This is a genomic window from Halomonas sp. PGE1 (genome assembly GCF_013000985.1).
Lineage (GTDB): Bacteria > Pseudomonadota > Gammaproteobacteria > Pseudomonadales > Halomonadaceae > Halomonas > Halomonas alkalicola.
In genome coordinates this window covers 3,659,179-3,675,106 of record NZ_CP053032.1, presented here as the reverse complement: position 1 = coordinate 3,675,106, position 15,928 = coordinate 3,659,179, and the positions used below count along the sequence as shown (strand labels likewise).

The 15,928-nt window shown below is 70.6% G+C and carries 12 protein-coding genes; 11 read left to right on the top strand and 1 reads right to left on the bottom strand.

Annotation, left to right across the window (positions count from 1 at the left end; genetic code table 11):
* From HIR79_RS17180 to HIR79_RS17130, 11 genes are all read left to right on the top strand, one after another.
* Nucleotides 1-741: a heme ABC transporter permease gene (locus HIR79_RS17180; RefSeq protein WP_169959279.1), complete on the top strand. Its 741-nt coding sequence runs from the start codon at nt 1-3 to the stop codon at nt 739-741.
* Nucleotides 741-980: a heme exporter protein CcmD gene (gene ccmD, locus HIR79_RS17175; RefSeq protein WP_169959278.1), complete on the top strand. Its 240-nt coding sequence runs from the start codon at nt 741-743 to the stop codon at nt 978-980. Before HIR79_RS17180 ends, ccmD begins: the two co-directional genes overlap by 1 nt.
* Nucleotide 981: 1 nt before the next feature.
* On the top strand, nt 982-1,503 hold the full coding sequence (ccmE, locus tag HIR79_RS17170) for a cytochrome c maturation protein CcmE (RefSeq protein ID WP_169959644.1): 522 nt from the start codon (nt 982-984) through the stop codon (nt 1,501-1,503).
* Nucleotides 1,504-1,515: 12 nt separating this feature from the next.
* The gene (locus HIR79_RS17165; RefSeq protein ID WP_283241842.1) at nt 1,516-3,534 is read left to right on the top strand and encodes a heme lyase CcmF/NrfE family subunit; all 2,019 of its coding nucleotides are present in this window, start codon (nt 1,516-1,518) and stop codon (nt 3,532-3,534) included.
* Complete coding sequence (locus HIR79_RS17160; RefSeq protein ID WP_169959277.1) at nt 3,531-4,064, top strand: DsbE family thiol:disulfide interchange protein; 534 nt, start codon at nt 3,531-3,533, stop codon at nt 4,062-4,064. The genes HIR79_RS17165 and HIR79_RS17160 overlap by 4 nt, the downstream gene beginning before the upstream one ends.
* Nucleotides 4,055-4,528, top strand: coding sequence for a cytochrome c-type biogenesis protein (locus HIR79_RS17155; RefSeq protein ID WP_169959276.1), 474 nt, complete (start codon nt 4,055-4,057; stop codon nt 4,526-4,528). The genes HIR79_RS17160 and HIR79_RS17155 overlap by 10 nt, the downstream gene beginning before the upstream one ends.
* The gene (gene ccmI / locus HIR79_RS17150) at nt 4,525-5,775 is read left to right on the top strand and encodes a c-type cytochrome biogenesis protein CcmI (protein WP_169959275.1); all 1,251 of its coding nucleotides are present in this window, start codon (nt 4,525-4,527) and stop codon (nt 5,773-5,775) included. Before HIR79_RS17155 ends, ccmI begins: the two co-directional genes overlap by 4 nt.
* A 19-nt stretch (nt 5,776-5,794) precedes the next feature.
* Nucleotides 5,795-9,280 carry a chromosome segregation protein SMC gene (smc, locus tag HIR79_RS17145; protein ID WP_169959274.1) on the top strand — a complete coding sequence of 1,162 codons (3,486 nt, stop codon included), beginning with the start codon at nt 5,795-5,797 and terminating at the stop codon, nt 9,278-9,280.
* 226 nt (nt 9,281-9,506) lie between these two features.
* Complete coding sequence (gene zipA, locus HIR79_RS17140; protein ID WP_169959273.1) at nt 9,507-11,246, top strand: cell division protein ZipA; 1,740 nt, start codon at nt 9,507-9,509, stop codon at nt 11,244-11,246.
* 142 nt (nt 11,247-11,388) lie between these two features.
* Nucleotides 11,389-13,464 (top strand): NAD-dependent DNA ligase LigA, encoded by a 2,076-nt coding sequence (gene ligA / locus HIR79_RS17135; RefSeq protein WP_110068855.1) that lies wholly within the window; start codon nt 11,389-11,391, stop codon nt 13,462-13,464.
* The gene (locus tag HIR79_RS17130) at nt 13,461-13,730 is read left to right on the top strand and encodes a YheU family protein (RefSeq protein ID WP_119021568.1); all 270 of its coding nucleotides are present in this window, start codon (nt 13,461-13,463) and stop codon (nt 13,728-13,730) included. Before ligA ends, HIR79_RS17130 begins: the two co-directional genes overlap by 4 nt.
* 35 nt (nt 13,731-13,765) lie before the next feature.
* Here the strand turns inward: HIR79_RS17130 and mnmC are convergent, their stop codons facing one another.
* A complete protein-coding gene (gene mnmC / locus HIR79_RS17125; RefSeq protein ID WP_169959272.1) occupies nt 13,766-15,781 on the bottom strand; it encodes a bifunctional tRNA (5-methylaminomethyl-2-thiouridine)(34)-methyltransferase MnmC2/FAD-dependent 5-carboxymethylaminomethyl-2-thiouridine(34) oxidoreductase MnmC1 in 2,016 nt (671 codons plus the stop codon).
* Between the last annotated feature and the right edge of the window lie 147 nt (nt 15,782-15,928).

The window sequence follows — 15,928 nt, the reverse complement described above, 5'->3', positions numbered from 1 at the left end:
ATGTGGGCCTTTATTAACAAGTTGCGTTCCCCCAAGTGGTTCTACGCCATCGGGGCCAGGCTGCAGCCGTTCTTCTGGCTCGCCGCGGCCGCGCTGATCCTGGTCGGCACCGTCTGGGGCCTGGCCTTTGCCCCCGCCGACTACCAGCAGGGCAACAGCTTCCGCATCATCTACGTGCATGTGCCGTCGGCCTTCCTGGCCCAGTCCATCTTCGTCAGCATGGCGGTGTGTGGCCTGGTCTACATGGTCTGGAAGATCAAGGTGGCCGACATGGCCGCCGCCATGATGGCACCGCTGGGCGCGGCCATGACCTTCGTGTCGCTCTTCTCCGGCGCGGTGTGGGGCGTGCCCACCTGGGGCACCTGGTGGATGTGGGACGCCCGCCTGACCTCGATGCTGATCCTGCTCTTCCTCTACCTGGGGGTGATCGCCCTGCGCGGCGCCTTCACGAGCCGCGACAGCGCCTCCCGGGCCGCCTCGGTGCTGGCCATGGTGGGGGTGATCAACATCCCGATCATCAAGTACTCGGTGGACTGGTGGTACACCCTGCACCAGCCGGCCACCTTCACCATCACCGGGCGCGTCGGCATGCCGATGGAGATGTGGGCGCCGCTGCTGATCATGGTGCTGGGCTTCTACAGCTTCTTCATTGCCCTGACCCTGATGCGCACCCGCAGCGAGATCCTGCGCCGCGAGTCCAACAAGCGCTGGGTGCGTGACCTGGCCGGGGAGGAACGCTGATGGCCTTCGAATCCTTCAACGAATTTATTGCCATGGGGGGCCATGCCCCCTACGTCTGGGCCGCCTGGGGCGTGACCGGCGCACTGCTGGTGGCGATCGTCCTGCACGCCCGCGCCGAGCGTCGCCAGCTGCTGCGCAACCTGCAGCGCCGGGTGCGGCGCGAGGAGCGCCTGGGTGCCAACCAGAACGAGATGGCTGGAGTTTCACATCACACGGGTGGTAATCGCCATGACACTTAGCCTGACACCGAAGCGCAAGCAGAAGCTCTACGTGATCCTGGGCCTGATCGCCCTGGCGTCCGTGGCCGTGGGCCTGACCCTCTATGCCCTGCGCGCCAACATCAACCTCTTCTTCAGCCCTATCCAGATTGCCGCCGGCGAGGCGCCCTTCGAGCGCCAGATCCGCGCCGGCGGCATGGTCAAGGAGGGGACGGTAGTACGCAACCCCGACAGCCTGGACGTGGAATTTTACGTGACCGACTATGTGGACGACCTGCGCGTGCACTACAGCGGTATCCTGCCCGACCTGTTCCGGGAAGGGCAGGGCGTGGTGGTGGTCGGCCAGCTGCAGCACGAGGGCTACCTCAAGGCCGACCAGGTGCTGGCGCGCCACGACGAGAACTACATGCCGCCCGAGGTAGCCCAGGCGCTGGTGGACGCCGGCTACAAGCCCGAGGACTTCCAGCAGAAGGCCGCCGAGGTGGCCAAGCGCCTGGAGGCCGAGGAAGCCAACGGCGACGGCGCCACCAGCAGCTCGTACTGATCAGGAGTGCCCATGCTGACCAAGATGATTCCCGAGATCGGCCACTACGCCCTGGTCATCGCCCTGCTGCTGGCGATGGTGCAGGCGGTGATGCCCCTGGCCGGTGCGGCGACCCGTCGCCCGCTGTGGATGGCCTATGCCCGGCCCATGGCGGCCGGTCAGTTTCTGTTCGTGGCCATCGCCTATGCCTGCCTGACCACGAGCTACATGCTGGACGACTTCAGCGTGATGAACGTGGCCAACAACTCCAACTCCATGCTGCCCTGGTACTACAAGTTCAGCGCGGTGTGGGGCAACCACGAGGGCTCGGTGCTGCTGTGGAGCCTGATGCTGGCCGGCTGGGGCTACTTCGCCGCGCGCTACTCCCGGGAGCTGCCCCGCGACATGGTCGCCCGGGTGATGGGCGTGATGGGCCTGGTCTGCGTGGGCTTCCTGCTCTTTATCCTGGTCACCTCCAACCCCTTCGAGCGGATCCTGCCGCACATGCCGGCGGACGGCGCGGACCTCAATCCGCTGCTCCAGGACATCGGCCTGATCCTGCATCCGCCGATGCTCTACATGGGCTATGTGGGCTTCTCGGTGGTCTTCGCCTTCGCCATCGCCGCCCTGCTGGGCGGGCGCCTGGATGCCGCCTGGGCGCGCTGGGCGCGCCCCTGGACCAACCTGGCCTGGGCCTTCCTCACCGTGGGCATCGCGCTGGGCAGCTGGTGGGCCTACTACGAGCTGGGCTGGGGCGGCTGGTGGTTCTGGGATCCGGTGGAGAACGCCTCCCTGCTGCCCTGGCTGACCGGCACCGCCCTGATGCACTCCCTGGCGGTCACCGAGAAGCGCGGCGCCTTCAAGAGCTGGACCCTGCTGCTGGCGATCTCCACCTTCTCGCTGTCGCTGCTCGGCACCTTCCTGGTGCGCTCCGGGGTGCTCACCTCGGTGCACGCCTTCGCCAATGACCCCTCCCGCGGCTTCTTCATCCTGATGCTGCTGGGGATCACCGTGGGCCTGTCGCTGCTGATCTTCGCGCTGCGCGCCCCGCGGGTCAGCCACAAGGTGGGCTTCGGCTGGCTCTCCCGGGATGCCCTGCTGCTGATCAACAACCTGATGCTGGTGATCATCACCATCACCGTGCTGATGGGCACCGTCTATCCGCTGATCCTGGATGCCCTGGACCTGGGCAAGATCAGCGTGGGGCCTCCCTACTTCAATGCGCTGTTCGTGCCGCTGACCCTGATCATGTGCGTGTTCATGGGGCTCGGGCCGATCGCCCGCTGGAAGGACACCGCGCCGAGCCTGCTGATCCAGCGGCTGTGGCTCTCCGCCGCGGTGGCCGTGGTGCTGGGGGCGGCGCTGCCGCTGATCTTCGCCGAGCGCTGGAGCGCGCCGGTGGCCATCGGCCTGATCGCCGCGCTGTGGATCGTGCTGCCCATGCTTCGCGATCTCTATGACAAGACCCGCCACGCCAGCTCCCTCGGAGCGGGGCTCAAGAAGCTGTCGCTGGCCTACTGGGGCATGCAGCTCGGCCACCTGGGCGTGGCGGTGACCATCGTCGGCGTGGCGATCGTCTCCAACTACAACATCGAGCGCAATGTGCGCATGGGGCCGGGCGACAGCGTCCAGGTCGCCGGCTACACCTTCACCATGATCGAGCTCACCGATCGTCGCGGCCCCAATTTCCTGGCCGACCGCGCGGTGATCGAGGTGCAGCGTGGCGACCGTGAGCGCAGCTTCACCATGAATCCCGAGAAGCGCCTCTACATCGCCACCGGCATGCCGATGACCCAGGTGGCACTGCGCCCCGGCCTGTTCCGCGACCTCTACGTCGCCATGGGCGAGGACCTGGGCGACGGCAGCTGGGCCATGCGGGTGCAGTACAAGCCCTTCGTGCGCTGGCTGTGGCTGGGCGGCCTGCTGATGTCCATCGGCGGCGTACTGGCCGTGGCCGACAAGCGCTACCGCCGCCTGGCCACCGCGCCGGATCCCGAGGAGGCCGCGCTCAAGGCCGCCTCGGGTGCCCCCGGCAAGGAGGCGACTGCATGAATCGTCGCCTGCTGCTGCTGCTGCCGCTGGTTGGCTTCCTGGCGCTGTCGCTGTTCCTCTACCAGGGGCTCTCGCTGAACCCCTTCCACCGGGAATCGGCGCTGATGGCCCGTGACTTCCCGGAGTTCGACCTCCCCACCCTGGAGGACCCGGAGCGCCGGGTGGATCGCTCGCTGCTGACTACCGGCGAGCTCACCCTGGTCAACGTCTGGGGCGAGTGGTGTCCGGAGTGCAAGCGCGAGATGCCGCAGCTGCTCGACCTCTCCCATCGCCACGATGTCCGCATGGTCGGCATCAGCTGGAAGGACACCCGCGAGAAGGGCCTCGGCTTCCTCGAGGAGTTCGGTAATCCTTTCGAGATCAATATCTTCGACCCGGACAACGAGCTGGGCTTCGAGCTCGGCGTGTTCGGTGCGCCGGAGTCCTTCCTGGTGGATGCCGACGGGGTGATTCGCTATCACCACGTGGGCTACATCTCGCCGGGCGAGGTGCGCGAAAAGATCCTGCCGGAGGTGGAAAGATGGCGCTGATGCGAAACCTGATCACGACGCTCGCCCTGCTGCTGGTGGCCGGCCTGGCCCAGGCCGGGGCCATCGAGGTGCGCGAGTTCGACGACCCGGTGCTGGAGCAGCGCTACCGAAGCCTGACGGCCTCGCTGCGCTGCCCCACCTGCGAGAACCAGGCGATCAACGACTCCGATGCACCGGTCTCCGGCGACATGCGTGACCGCGTCTACCTGCTGCTGCATGAAGGCATTTCCGACATCGAGATCCGCGACCACATGGTGCAGCGTTTCGGTGACTACGTGCTCTACAACCCGCGCCTGGAGGGCCGCACCTTCCTGCTTTGGGGGCTGCCGGCCGGCCTGGTGCTGCTCGCTGCCCTGCTGGTGGTGCTGATCGTGCGGTCCCGCCAGAACGCCTCCGCGCAGGCGCTCTCTGCCGAGGAGCGTGCCCGCCTGCAAGCCCTGATCAACCGCGAGAGAACCGAATGACCCTGTTATGGATTGCCTTCGCCGTCCTGCTGCTGCCGGCACTCTGGCTGCTGGTCGCTCCGCTGCGCCGGGCGCGTGCCGTGCATGACGCTCAGCGCGACCACGAGATCAACGACCGTACCGCGGAGCAGAACGTGGCGATCTTCCAGCGGCGCCTGGCGTCGCTGGAGGCGGCCCTCGAGCGTGGCGATATCGACCAGGCCCGCTTCGAGGAGGATCGCCTGGAGCTCGAGCGCGGCCTGCTTGAGGACACCGAGGGCCTTAAGCGGGCGCCGCTCAAGGCCTCCGCCTCCGGCCGCCTGGTCGTGCCGATCGTGATGGTGCTGGTGGTGGCAGCCAGCGTGCTCTGGTACCAGCGCGAGGGGGCCGAGGGCGACCTCACCCTGCTCGCGCTGCAGCAGGAGGTGCAGAACCACCCCGATGGCTCCATCGAGATGCTGGTCGAACGCCTCGAGGAGCAGGCCGTGCGCCAGCCCGGCAACCCCAACGTCTGGTCCTCGCTGTTCCCGCTCTATCGGGACATGGGCCAGGGCCGCGAGGCGATCCACGCCCTGGAGCGGCTGATCGAGCTCGAAGGGCGCCATCCCTCGCTGCTTGGCCAGCTGGCCCAGATCGAGTTCTTCGTCGCCGACCGCCAGCTGACCCCCCGGGTGCAGGCGCTGGTGGACGAGACCCTGGAGCGCGACTCCAGCCAGCCCACGGTGCTCGGGGTGCTGGGCATCGAGGCCTTCGACCGCAGCGACTACGAGGGCGCCATCGACTACTGGCGGCGCGCCATCGCGGGCATGTCGGATGCCTCCTCCGGCCAGGCGCTGCGGGAAGGCATCCGCGTCGCTCAGGAGCGGCTGGGCGTCGAGCCCGAGGCCCGGGAGCCGACCATGGGCGAGGCCCAGGGGGATGGCATCCGCGTCCGGGTGAGCCTGGATGAGGCCCTCGAGGGGCGCCTGGGCGAGCAGGCCACGGTGTTCGTGGTGGCGCGCGACATGGAGGGCGAGCTGGCGCCCCTGGCCGTGGCCCGCTTCCCGGTCAGCGAGCTGCCCACCGAGGTGGTCCTCGACGAGCGCCATGCCATGTCGCCGGAGGCGAGCCTCGCCCAGGTGCGCGAGGCGCGGCTGATGGTGCGCGTCTCGGCCAGCGGCGACGCGGCCCCCCAGGCCGGCGACCTGTTCGGCGATCTGGAGGGGGTGCCGGTGGGCGCCACCGACGGCGAGCCCGTCGAGGTGGTGGTCGACCGTGTCTTCGACTAGCCTCGGCGGATAGTCGCCGATGCGCCTCAAGTCGATCCGCCTGGTTGGCTTCAAGTCCTTCGTCGACCCGGTCACGGTGCCCTTCGATGGCAACATGACCGCCATCGTCGGGCCCAACGGCTGTGGCAAGTCCAACATCATCGACGCGGTGCGCTGGGTCATGGGGGAGTCCTCCGCCAAGACCCTGCGCGGCGAGTCGATGACCGACGTCATCTTCAACGGCTCCACCGGCCGCAAGCCGGTGGGGCAGGCCGCCATCGAGCTGCTCTTCGACAACCGTGACGGCGCCATGGGCGGTATCTACGCCCAGTACGCCGAGATCGCCGTCAAGCGGGTGGTGACCCGCGACGCCCAGTCCTCCTACTTCTTCAACGGCCAGAAGTGTCGCCGCCGCGACATCGCCGACCTCTTCCTCGGTACCGGCCTCGGCCCGCGCTCCTACGCCATCATCGGCCAGGGCATGATCTCGCGCCTGATCGAGGCGCGCCCCGAGGAGCTGCGCGCCACCCTGGAGGAGGCCGCCGGCATCTCCAAGTACAAGGAGCGCCGCCGCGAGACCGAGAGCCGCATGCGCCGCACCCAGGAGAACCTGGATCGCCTGGAGGATATCCGCGAGGAGCTCGACAAGCAGCTCGAGCGCCTCCGGCGCCAGGCCGAGGCCGCGCGCCGCTACCAGCAGCTCAAGAACGAGGAGCATCGGGTCAAGGGTGAGCTGGCACTGCTGCGCGCCCGGGCCCTGCGCGCCCGCCAGGGCGAGGAGGAGAGCCGCGTCGGCGAGCTCGAGACCGCGGTGGAGCGCGAGGTGCTGGGGCTGCGCCAGTGCGAGACCCGTCTCGAGGAGGCCCGGGTCGACCACGACCGCCTGGCCGCCGAGCTCGACGCCGAGCAGTCGCGCTTCTTCGAGACCACCACCGCCATCGCCAGGCTGGAGCAGGATCTCGAGCATGCCCGCGCCCGCGATGCCCAGCTGGCCCGCGACCTGGAGGCCGCCCACCGCGACCTCCGGGAGCTGGCGCGCCTGGGCGAGGACGACGGCGAGCGGCTGGCGCGCCTGGAGGAGCGCCTGGAGACCCTCACCCCGGAGCGCGAGGCCCTGGCCGAGCAGCTCGAGGAGCTGGAGGCGGCCCTCGAGGAGGCTGAGCCCGAGGCGGAGGAGGCCGACGCCGCCTGGGAGGCCTTCAGTGAGCAGTGGCGCGAGGCGAGTCGCGAGGCCGAACGCGGCCAGGATCGCCTGCGCGAGCAGGAGTCACGCCTGGAGCGCCTCGGCGCCGATGAACAGCGCCGCCGCCAGCAGCAGGCGGAGCTGCCCGACATCGCGGCGCTGACCGAGCAGCAGGCCGAGCTCGCCGAGCGGCTGGCCGAGCTGGAGCTCAGGCGCGAGTCCCTGGAGGCGCGCCGCGAGAGCCTGCAGCAGGTCCGCGACGCGGCCCGGGAGGCCGCCCGCGACAGCGAGGCCGCCCGCGAGGAGCAGCGTCAGCGCCGCAGCGAACTGCAGGGGGAGCTCGCCTCCCTGGAGGCGCTGATCCAGGCCGGGCTGGCCGATCACGACGAGGCGCTGGATGCCTACCTGGCCGGGCTGGGCCTCGCCGAGGCTCCGCGCCTCGGCGAGTGCCTCTCGGTCGATGACGGCTGGGAGGCCGCGGTGTCCTGGGTGCTGGCGCCCTGGCTGCGGGCCCGACTGGCCTCCCTGGACCCCGCCGCCCTGACGGCGCCTCCGGCGGAGCTGGGGCTGGTCGAGGCGCGCGAGAGCGAGGCGCCCGCCGGCACCCTGGCGAGCCGCGTCCGGGGCGCGGGCGCCGCCGCCCGCTGGCTGGCGACCATCCGCTGCGTCGAGAGCCGCGAGGCCGCCTGGGCCGAGCGCGAGACCCTCGCTCCCGGCGAGAGCCTGATCACCCCCGACGGCCTCTGGCTGGGCGCGGGCTGGATGCGCCATCGCGGGCTGGGCGATGGCCCCGATGCCCTGCTGGTGAGCCGTCGCCGCCAGGCCGAGGCCGAGGCCGCCTTCGCGGCCGTCGAGTCTCGCCTGGAGGCGCAGGAGCTGCGGCTGGCCGAGCAGCTGGAACGCGCCGAGCAGGCCGAGCGGGACCTGGAGGCGTGCCGCCTCGAGGAGCGCGACCTGGATCAGCAGCGCCAGCAGCTGGCGGTGCAGCAGAGCGGGCTGGCCAGCCGCCTGGAGCACCTGGAGGGCCGCGCCGCCGAACTGGCCGAGGAGCTCGCTGGCCTCGCCGAGGCGCGTGAGGAGGCGCGGCTCGACATCGAGGAGGCGCGCGACCGCTGGCAGCAGGCCATGACGCGGCTCGAGGAGGGCGCCGAGCGCCGCGAGCGGCTCGAGCGCGAGCGGCAGGCCGCCCGAGAGCGGCTCGCCTCGCTGCGGGCCCGCCAGCGCCCCCTGGCCGAACAGCTGCAGCGCCTGGCCCTTGAGCAGGAGCGCCTGGCCGCCGAGCGCACCGGCCTCGCCGAACAGCAGGGGCGCGCCGCCGAGGCCCGTGAACGCCTGCAGGGGCGCCGCGAGGAGCTCGAGGAGGAGCGCGAGCTGCTGCGCGAGCCGGAGGAGGAGCGCCGCGAACGCCTCGACGAGCTGCTCGACCGCCGCGAGCGCGAGGAGCGCGCCCTCAACGCGGTGCGTGCCCGCTCCGCCGAGCTGGTGGAGCGCCTGCGCGAGGACGAGCAGGCGCGCCAGGGCCATGAGCGCCGCCTGGAGGGCATTCGCGAACGCCTCCAGGAGGCGCGCATGCAGGTTCAGGCCCTGCACCTCAAGGCCGAGACCCAGGACGAGCAGCTGCGCGAACTGGGCCTCGAGGAGCGCGAGCTGGCCGAGGGGCTCGACCCCAACGCCACCGAGTCCGCCTGGCAGACCCGCCTGGAGGAGCTCGGCGAGCGCATCCGCCGCCTCGGCGCCATCAACCTCGCGGCCATCGAGGAGTATGACCAGCAGGCCGAACGCCGCGACTACCTGGAGGCCCAGCATGCCGAGCTCAGCGAGGCGCTGGAGACCCTCGACCGGGCGATCCGGCGCATCGACCAGGAAACCCGGGCCCGTTTCCGCGACACCTTCGAGCGGGTCAACGCCGGCCTGCAGTCGCTTTTCCCCCGGGTCTTCGGCGGCGGAACCGCATGGTTGACCCTGACCGGGGAGGATTTGCTGGAGACCGGGGTCGCCATCATGGCGCGCCCGCCTGGCAAGAAGAACAGCACCATTCACCTGCTCTCCGGTGGCGAAAAGGCGCTGACCGCCCTGTCGCTTGTCTTCGCCATCTTCCAGCTCAACCCGGCCCCCTTCTGCATGCTGGACGAAGTGGATGCGCCGCTGGATGACGCCAACGTGGGTCGCTATGCGAAGCTGGTGAAGGAGATGTCGGAGAGCGTCCAGTTCATCTATATCACCCACAACAAGATCGCCATGGAAGCCGGCGATCGACTGATGGGTGTCACCATGCAGGAACCGGGGGTATCGCGGCTGGTATCGGTGGATGTCGAGGAAGCCGCCGCCCTGGCCGAAGCCTGACGGGCTTGATGCCGAGTAATAAAAGGGGTAACAAGGAGAGTGGTAATGCTGCATTGCATGGATGCGAGGGGATCATCGAAGGGCGATTGCGTGGGGCATCGTCGACTCAGGGCAGGAAAACCCGGAGGGTTGACAAATAAAAAAAGTGGCCCCTTTTTTGGCGATCGCGCTATGCTATGGACGGACAACCATCAGGCATGGCGCCTAAGCGAAAGGCTGACGACCCATGGAACTTAGAGAGTGGCTGATCATCCTGGGGTTGGCGCTGGTGACCCTCATCGTGGTGGATGGGGTGCGTCGCCTTCAGCGCCAGCGGCGAGTTCCCCGCCTCGATGAGGTAGCGGAAGAGACTCGCGGCACCGACCCCGACGAGCAGGCCCGCGAGGCCGAGATCAACTGGGAATTGCCCAATGGAGGGGCGCGAGTCGTCAGGCCCGCGGACTACAGCCAGGTGCAGCCCAAGCCCAAGCTGGAGCGCCAGGAACATCCTGGCCCATCCCGCGTGCTGGCCAGTTTCCGCCGCAAGGCCGAGGCCTTCCGTAGCGATGGCGAGGCGCCGGCCGCGAAGCGCGAGCCCGGGCTCGGCGTCGGCGAAGGGGTTGCCGACACGCCTGCCGATGCCAAGGCTGCCGATGCCAAGGCCGCCGATGCCAAGGCCGCCAAGGTCAAGGTCACCAAGGCCAGGAAGGACGAGCCGGTTGCCGGGGCCGCGGCCTCGGTCGCATCGGCCGAGCCAGCCGCGGCGGCACCGGTTGAACCCGTTCAGGCCGAATCCGCACCGCCGGATGCCGTTCAGCCCGAGCCCGCCAAGACCGAATCCGTTCAGGCCGAGCCCGCTCAGGCTGAGACCGTCAAGGCAGAGCCCGCTCAGGCCGAGTCCGTTGAAGCAGAGCCCGTTCAGGCCGAGCGCCGCGAGCCGGGCCTCTCTGCCCTGGACGATGACGCCGTCCTGGCGGTCGACACCGACGAGCCCCTGGCCGCCGATCCCGACGATCATGACGGCCATCCGCAGGATGACGAACGCTACCGGCTGGTGGACCTGGAAGGCATGGGGGACTCCCTGAAGAGCGGCTCCAGACGCGTGGGCGCCTCCGTCCAGCGCTTCGGGGCCTCCCTGCAGAAGACCCTGGCCGAGCGCCGGGAGCAGAAGCGCCTGGAGAAGGCGCGTCGCGAGAAGGAGAAGGCCGAGAAGGCCGCCCTCGACGCCGAGCGTCAGCGCCTGGCTCGGGAGCAGGCCGAAGCGGAGCGGGCGGCACGGGAGGCCGAGCGCCGTCGCCTCGAGGCCCAGGCCATCGCCGAGGCCGACGACAACGACCCGCTCTTCGCCCCGCCCCGCGCCCGCCGCACCGAGCCCGCCGACGTCGAGTACGAGTACGACACTGCCCAGGCGGATGACTTCCGTGAGCCCGAACCCGACCTGGCGCCTGCGCTCAATAGCGACAAGGTGCGCGTGCACCCGGTGCTGGAGAAGGCGCTCCGCCACGATGTCAGCGCCGAGCATGCCAGGGAGACCCTGAGCGCCGCCAGCGAGCTGATCGTCATCAGCGTGATGTCGCGTGATGAGGAAGGCTTCTCCGGCGCCGCCCTGCTGGATCTGATGCTGGCCTGTGGCCTGCGCTATGACCGCGACATGGGAGTCTTCCACCGCTTCGAGACCGAGGACCCGGAGAGCCGCCTGCAGTTCTCCATGGTCAATGTGGTCAAGCCGGGCAGCTTCCCCATCAAGGCCATGGATGAGTTCCGCACCCCGGGCATCACCCTGCTTATGCCGCTGCCCGGTGCCGACGACCCCTCGGCCGCCTTCGAGGCCATGGTGGAGACCGCCATGGTGATCGTGCGTCATCTGGGCGGCGAGCTGAAGGACGAGAATCACAGCGTGATGACCGCCCAGACCGTCGGCTTCGCCCGTCAGCGCGTGCAGGAGTTCGTGCGCCGCCATCGCCTGCACCGCTATCAGGTGAACTGACCAGCGGCATCGGCCAGGCCCCATCGACACCCCCCGGCATCCCACCGGGGGGTGTTGCTTTGGTAAGCTTGCAGGCCTTGATTGCTTCCCGCTGCGGGCCATCCGCCTCGACGCCCTGCCAACCATCGAGACACCGCTTTCCATGACCAACGCCGATCAGTCGCTTCTCGACGAGGTGGCGCGCCTGCGCGCCGAACTCGATGACGCCAACCATCGCTACTACGTGCTCGATGACCCGAGCCTCACCGACGCCGACTATGACCGCCGGCTGCGGCGCCTGCAGGAGCTCGAGGCGGCTCATCCGGCGCTGGTGACCCCGGACTCGCCCACCCAGCGGGTCGGGGCGCCGCCGGACGCGGGATTTCCCGAGATCGAGCACGCGGTGCCGATGCTGTCGCTGGACAACGCCTTCAGCGAGGAGGAACTGGCCGCCTTCGTTGCCCGGGTGGCGGAGCGGCTGGAGGTGGAGGGCGACGCGATCGCCTTCTGCTGCGAGCCGAAGCTCGACGGTGCCGCCGTCTCCCTGGTCTACGAGGAGGGCGTGCTGATCACCGGGGCCACCCGCGGTGATGGCCGCACCGGCGAGGGCATCACCTCCAACCTGCGCACCCTGCGCTCCATCCCGCTGCGGCTGCGCGGCGACGCTCCCCCGGCCCTGCTCGAGGTGCGCGGCGAGGTGACCATCGATCACGCCAGCTTCGAGGCGATGAATGCCCGGGCCCGGGCCGAGGAGGCCAAGGTCTTCGCCAACCCCCGCAACGCCGCCGCCGGCAGCCTGCGCCAGCTCGACCCCAGGGTCACCGCCACCCGCCCGCTGACCTTCAGCGCCTACCAGGTGGCACGCATCGAACCGCCCCAGGGGGATGCCACCCACAGCGCGCTGATGGCCCACCTCGGCGACTTCGGCTTTCGCACCAGCCGGGAGCTTGAGGTGGTCAGGGGCGCGGGCGGGATCATCGACTACTGTCGGCGCCTCGGCGAGAAGCGCGACGGGCTGGGCTACGACATCGACGGCGTGGTGATCAAGGTCGACGACCTGCGCCTGCAGCGCGAACTGGGCTTCGTGGCCCGGGCGCCGCGCTGGGCCATCGCCTTCAAGTTTCCCGCCCAGGAGCAGACCACCCGGCTCAACGACGTGGAGTTCCAGGTGGGACGCACCGGCGCCATCACCCCGGTGGCCCGCCTCGAGCCGGTGTCGGTGGCCGGGGTCACCGTCTCCAACGCCACCCTGCACAATGCCGACGAGATCGCCCGGCTCGGCGTCATGATCGGCGACACCGTGGCCATTCGCCGCGCCGGCGACGTGATTCCCCAGGTGGTGCGGGTAATGAAGGAGCTGCGGCCCTCCGATGCCCGGGAGATCGTCTTTCCCGAGCGCTGCCCGGTGTGCGATGCCGAGATCGAGCGCCTCGAGGGCGAGGTGGTGGCACGCTGCTCCGGCGGACTCTACTGCGCCGCCCAGCGCAAGGAGGCGCTCAAGCATTTCGCCTCGCGCCGGGCGCTGGATATCGACGGGCTCGGCGAGAAGCTGATCGAGGCGCTGGTCGAGCGCGACTGGGTCACCACCCCGGCGGATCTCTTCCGCCTGGAGGCCGAGCGCCTGGCGGAGCTGCCGCGCATGGGGACGAAGTCCTCGGAGAACCTGGTGGCGGCCCTGGCCAAGGCCCGGGCCACTACCCTGGCGCGTTTCATCTATGCCCTGGGGATCCGCGAGGTGGGCGAGGCGACGGCGGCCAACCTGGCGCGCCACTTCGGCACCCTGGAGGCGCTGATGAGCGCCGAGCAGGCCGATCTCGAGGCAGTGGAGGACGTGGGCCCCATCGTCGCCGCCCACGTGCATACCTTCTTCCGTCAGCCCCACAACCGCGAGACCGTCGACGACCTGATCGCCTGCGGCCTGCGCTGGGAGGAGGAGGCGGTGGGCGAACGGCCGCAGCCGCTGGCCGGCCAGACCTGGGTGCTGACCGGCACCCTGGCGAGCATGACCCGCGACGAGGGCAAGGCGCGGCTGCAGGCGCTGGGCGCCAAGGTGGCCGGCAGCGTCTCCAAGAAGACCGCGGGTCTGGTGGCCGGGGAGGCCGCCGGCAGCAAGCTGGAGAAGGCGATGCAGCTCGGCGTGCCGGTGCTCGACGAGGCGGCCTTCCTCGAGCGGCTGGCCGCCTGGGAGGCCGGCGAACGCGACAGCCACCAGGGTAGCGACGAGGAGGGCGAAGCATGAGCGGACGCTTTATCGAGGTGCCTTACCGCATGCTGCCCGCCGAGACCCTGGAGGCGCTGCTGGAGGTCTTCGTCACCCGCCAGGGCTATGACACCAGCGATACCGGCGAGGGGATGCGCGGCTGGGTGGGGGAGCTCCGGCGCCAGCTCGAGCGCGACGAGCTGATCATCGCCCACGACCTGCAGACCGAGACCACCGAGGTGATGACCCTGGCCCAGTGGCGGGCCTTTGGGCGGGACCTGGCCGATGACGAGGAGGAGGGGTAGAGCCCCCTCCACGAGCCGTTCCCGACGCCTCTCGCTTACTTCCCCTGGATGATGTCGCGGATCAGCCGCCGGCCGGGGTGCAGGTGGTCGGCGAGCGGCTGCTCCAGGGGCAGCGGCTCGTCGCAGAGCCGCGAGGCGATGAGCTCCGAGCAGAGCGGGGCGCTGGCGAGCCCCCGGGAGCCGTGGGCGCTGCTGATCCACAGGCCGGCATGGTGGCGCCCGTGGACATCGGGGACGCGAGTGGCGTCCTTGGCCAGCACGGCGTAGGCCTCCCGCCACGCCTCGGCGTCGGGCACCGGGCCGGCGTAGGGTGACTTGTCCGGGCTCGCCGCCCGCACGCCCACCCGGCCGGTGAGGCGCTCGGGCGCGAGGTCGGCGCCGGCGGCGCGCAGGCCCGCCACGAAATCGGGCAGGCCGCGGGCGAGCTCGGCCAGGTTGGCCGCGTGGTCGGCTTCGCGTTCGGTGGGGTCGGTCTCGCCGGGGCCGAAGGTGGCGCCGAAATTGAGCACCCCGTCCGCCGCGGGCGGCACATAGCCGCCGGCGCACACCACCCGCTCCAGGGCGGGGGCGCCCTCGGGCAGGGCGAGCTGGCTGACCTGTCCGCGTACCGGCTGCAGCGGCAGGCCGGCGGTCTGGGCGAAGGCGGCGGCCTCGCTGGCCCCGGCGACCACCACCTGGTCGGCCGCGAGGCGCTCGCCGTCGGCCAGGGTCAGCGCCCAGCCGTCGTCCTCCGCCTGCAGGGCCCTGACCTCGCCCTGGCGGAAGCGCACGCCCGGGCTTGCCGCGAGGCGAACGCAGAGCTCCAGGGGGCGGACCCAGGCGGCATTCGGGTAGTCGAGCGCGGGGGCGGTGACCCTGACGCCGGCGACGGCGCTGGCCGCCTCGGCGTCGAGGCCGCGCACCACGCTCTCCGGCAGGGGGTGTCCCGCCAGGAAGCGCGCCTGGCGTGCCTGCTCCTTCTCGCTCAGCGCCAGCTGCAGCACGCCGGTGGGGCGCCACAGGCGCTGGTCCGGGTCGAGCCACGCCAGCCAGCGCCGGCTGTGGAGCAGCCCGGCCAGGTAGACCCGGCTCTGGAGGTTGGTCTCCACGGCCAGCTTGACGTAGAGCGCCCCCTGCAGGTGGGTCTCGCCCAGGGTCGCCCGGTCGAAGCGGTCGATGAGGGTGACCTCGATGCCGCGCCGCGACAGGGCGGCGGCCACGCTGGCGCCGGCGATGCCGGCGCCGATCACCGCCACATGACGCGGCGGCCGAGCCGCAGGCGGCGTGAACCAGGAGGCGCGGGTGCGGCGGGGATCCTCGGGGGGGCTTGTGATATCGCCGGCCAGCATCTCGCGCTTGCGCCCGAACCCCGGCACCTTGCGCCAGGCGAAGCCCGCCGCCGCCAGGCCACGCTTGACCACCCCGGCGCAGGTGAAGGTGGCGAAGGTGGTGCCGGGGCGCGAGCGGGCGGCCATGGCCGCGAACAGCTCGGGCTGCCACATCTGGGGGTTCTTCGCGGGCGCGAAGCCGTCCAGGAACCAGGCGTCGACCCGGCCATCGAGCAGGGCGAGGCGCTCGGCGGCGTCGCCGAAGTGCAGGTCCAGGGTGACCCGCGGGTCGAGCCACAGCCGGTGGACGCCCGCCACCGGCTCGGGCCACTGGGCCAGCAGCGCCTCGGCGCGGTGGGCCAGGTCGGGCCAGCTGGCCAGCGCCCGGGCCAGGTCCTCGCGGGAGAGCGGAAACTTCTCGGTGGAGACCAGGTGCAGCCGCGCCTGCGCCGGGGCATGGGCGTCGAAGCAGGCCCAGGCGACCAGCATGTTGAGCCCGGTGCCGAAGCCGGTCTCGCCGATCACGAAGGGCCGGCGCGCCTGCCAGTCGGCGAAGCGCTGCGGCAGCCGGTTGCCGCCGAGGAAGACATGCTCGGTCTCGGCGCGGCCGTCGTGGCGCGAGAAGTAGACGTCGTCGAAGGCGGCGGAGCGGGGGGCCTCCTCGCCGGTGTCATCGCGCTGCCAGTCGAGGCGAGCGGTCTCCAGGGCGGCGAGCGGGGGCAGGCCATCGGGGGCGGCGGTCACGGGAGCTCCATGGCGGGGGTGGTCTCAGGCGAGAGGGCTGGTCACTATCTGATCAATGGCGCCGCGGCGGCGCCCCATGCCGGCTGGGGAAAAGCGTCCGCGGCGTTTCAACAGTCTTATCCACAGCCTCTGTGCAAAACTCGGCTG

Excerpts from the sequence above, each read along its gene's own strand:
- HIR79_RS17160 (WP_169959277.1), top strand. The coding sequence starts at position 3,531 with ATGAATCGTCGCCTGCTGCTGCTGCTGCCGCTGGTTGGCTTCCTGGCG.
- ccmI (WP_169959275.1), top strand. The coding sequence starts at position 4,525 with ATGACCCTGTTATGGATTGCCTTCGCCGTCCTGCTGCTGCCGGCACTC.
- ligA (WP_110068855.1), top strand. The coding sequence starts at position 11,389 with ATGACCAACGCCGATCAGTCGCTTCTCGACGAGGTGGCGCGCCTGCGC.
- zipA (WP_169959273.1), top strand. The coding sequence starts at position 9,507 with ATGGAACTTAGAGAGTGGCTGATCATCCTGGGGTTGGCGCTGGTGACC.
- HIR79_RS17130 (WP_119021568.1), top strand. The coding sequence starts at position 13,461 with ATGAGCGGACGCTTTATCGAGGTGCCTTACCGCATGCTGCCCGCCGAG.
- HIR79_RS17180 (WP_169959279.1), top strand. The coding sequence starts at position 1 with ATGTGGGCCTTTATTAACAAGTTGCGTTCCCCCAAGTGGTTCTACGCC.
- HIR79_RS17155 (WP_169959276.1), top strand. The coding sequence starts at position 4,055 with ATGGCGCTGATGCGAAACCTGATCACGACGCTCGCCCTGCTGCTGGTG.
- HIR79_RS17165 (WP_283241842.1), top strand. The coding sequence starts at position 1,516 with ATGCTGACCAAGATGATTCCCGAGATCGGCCACTACGCCCTGGTCATC.
- ccmD (WP_169959278.1), top strand. The coding sequence starts at position 741 with ATGGCCTTCGAATCCTTCAACGAATTTATTGCCATGGGGGGCCATGCC.
- smc (WP_169959274.1), top strand. The coding sequence starts at position 5,795 with ATGCGCCTCAAGTCGATCCGCCTGGTTGGCTTCAAGTCCTTCGTCGAC.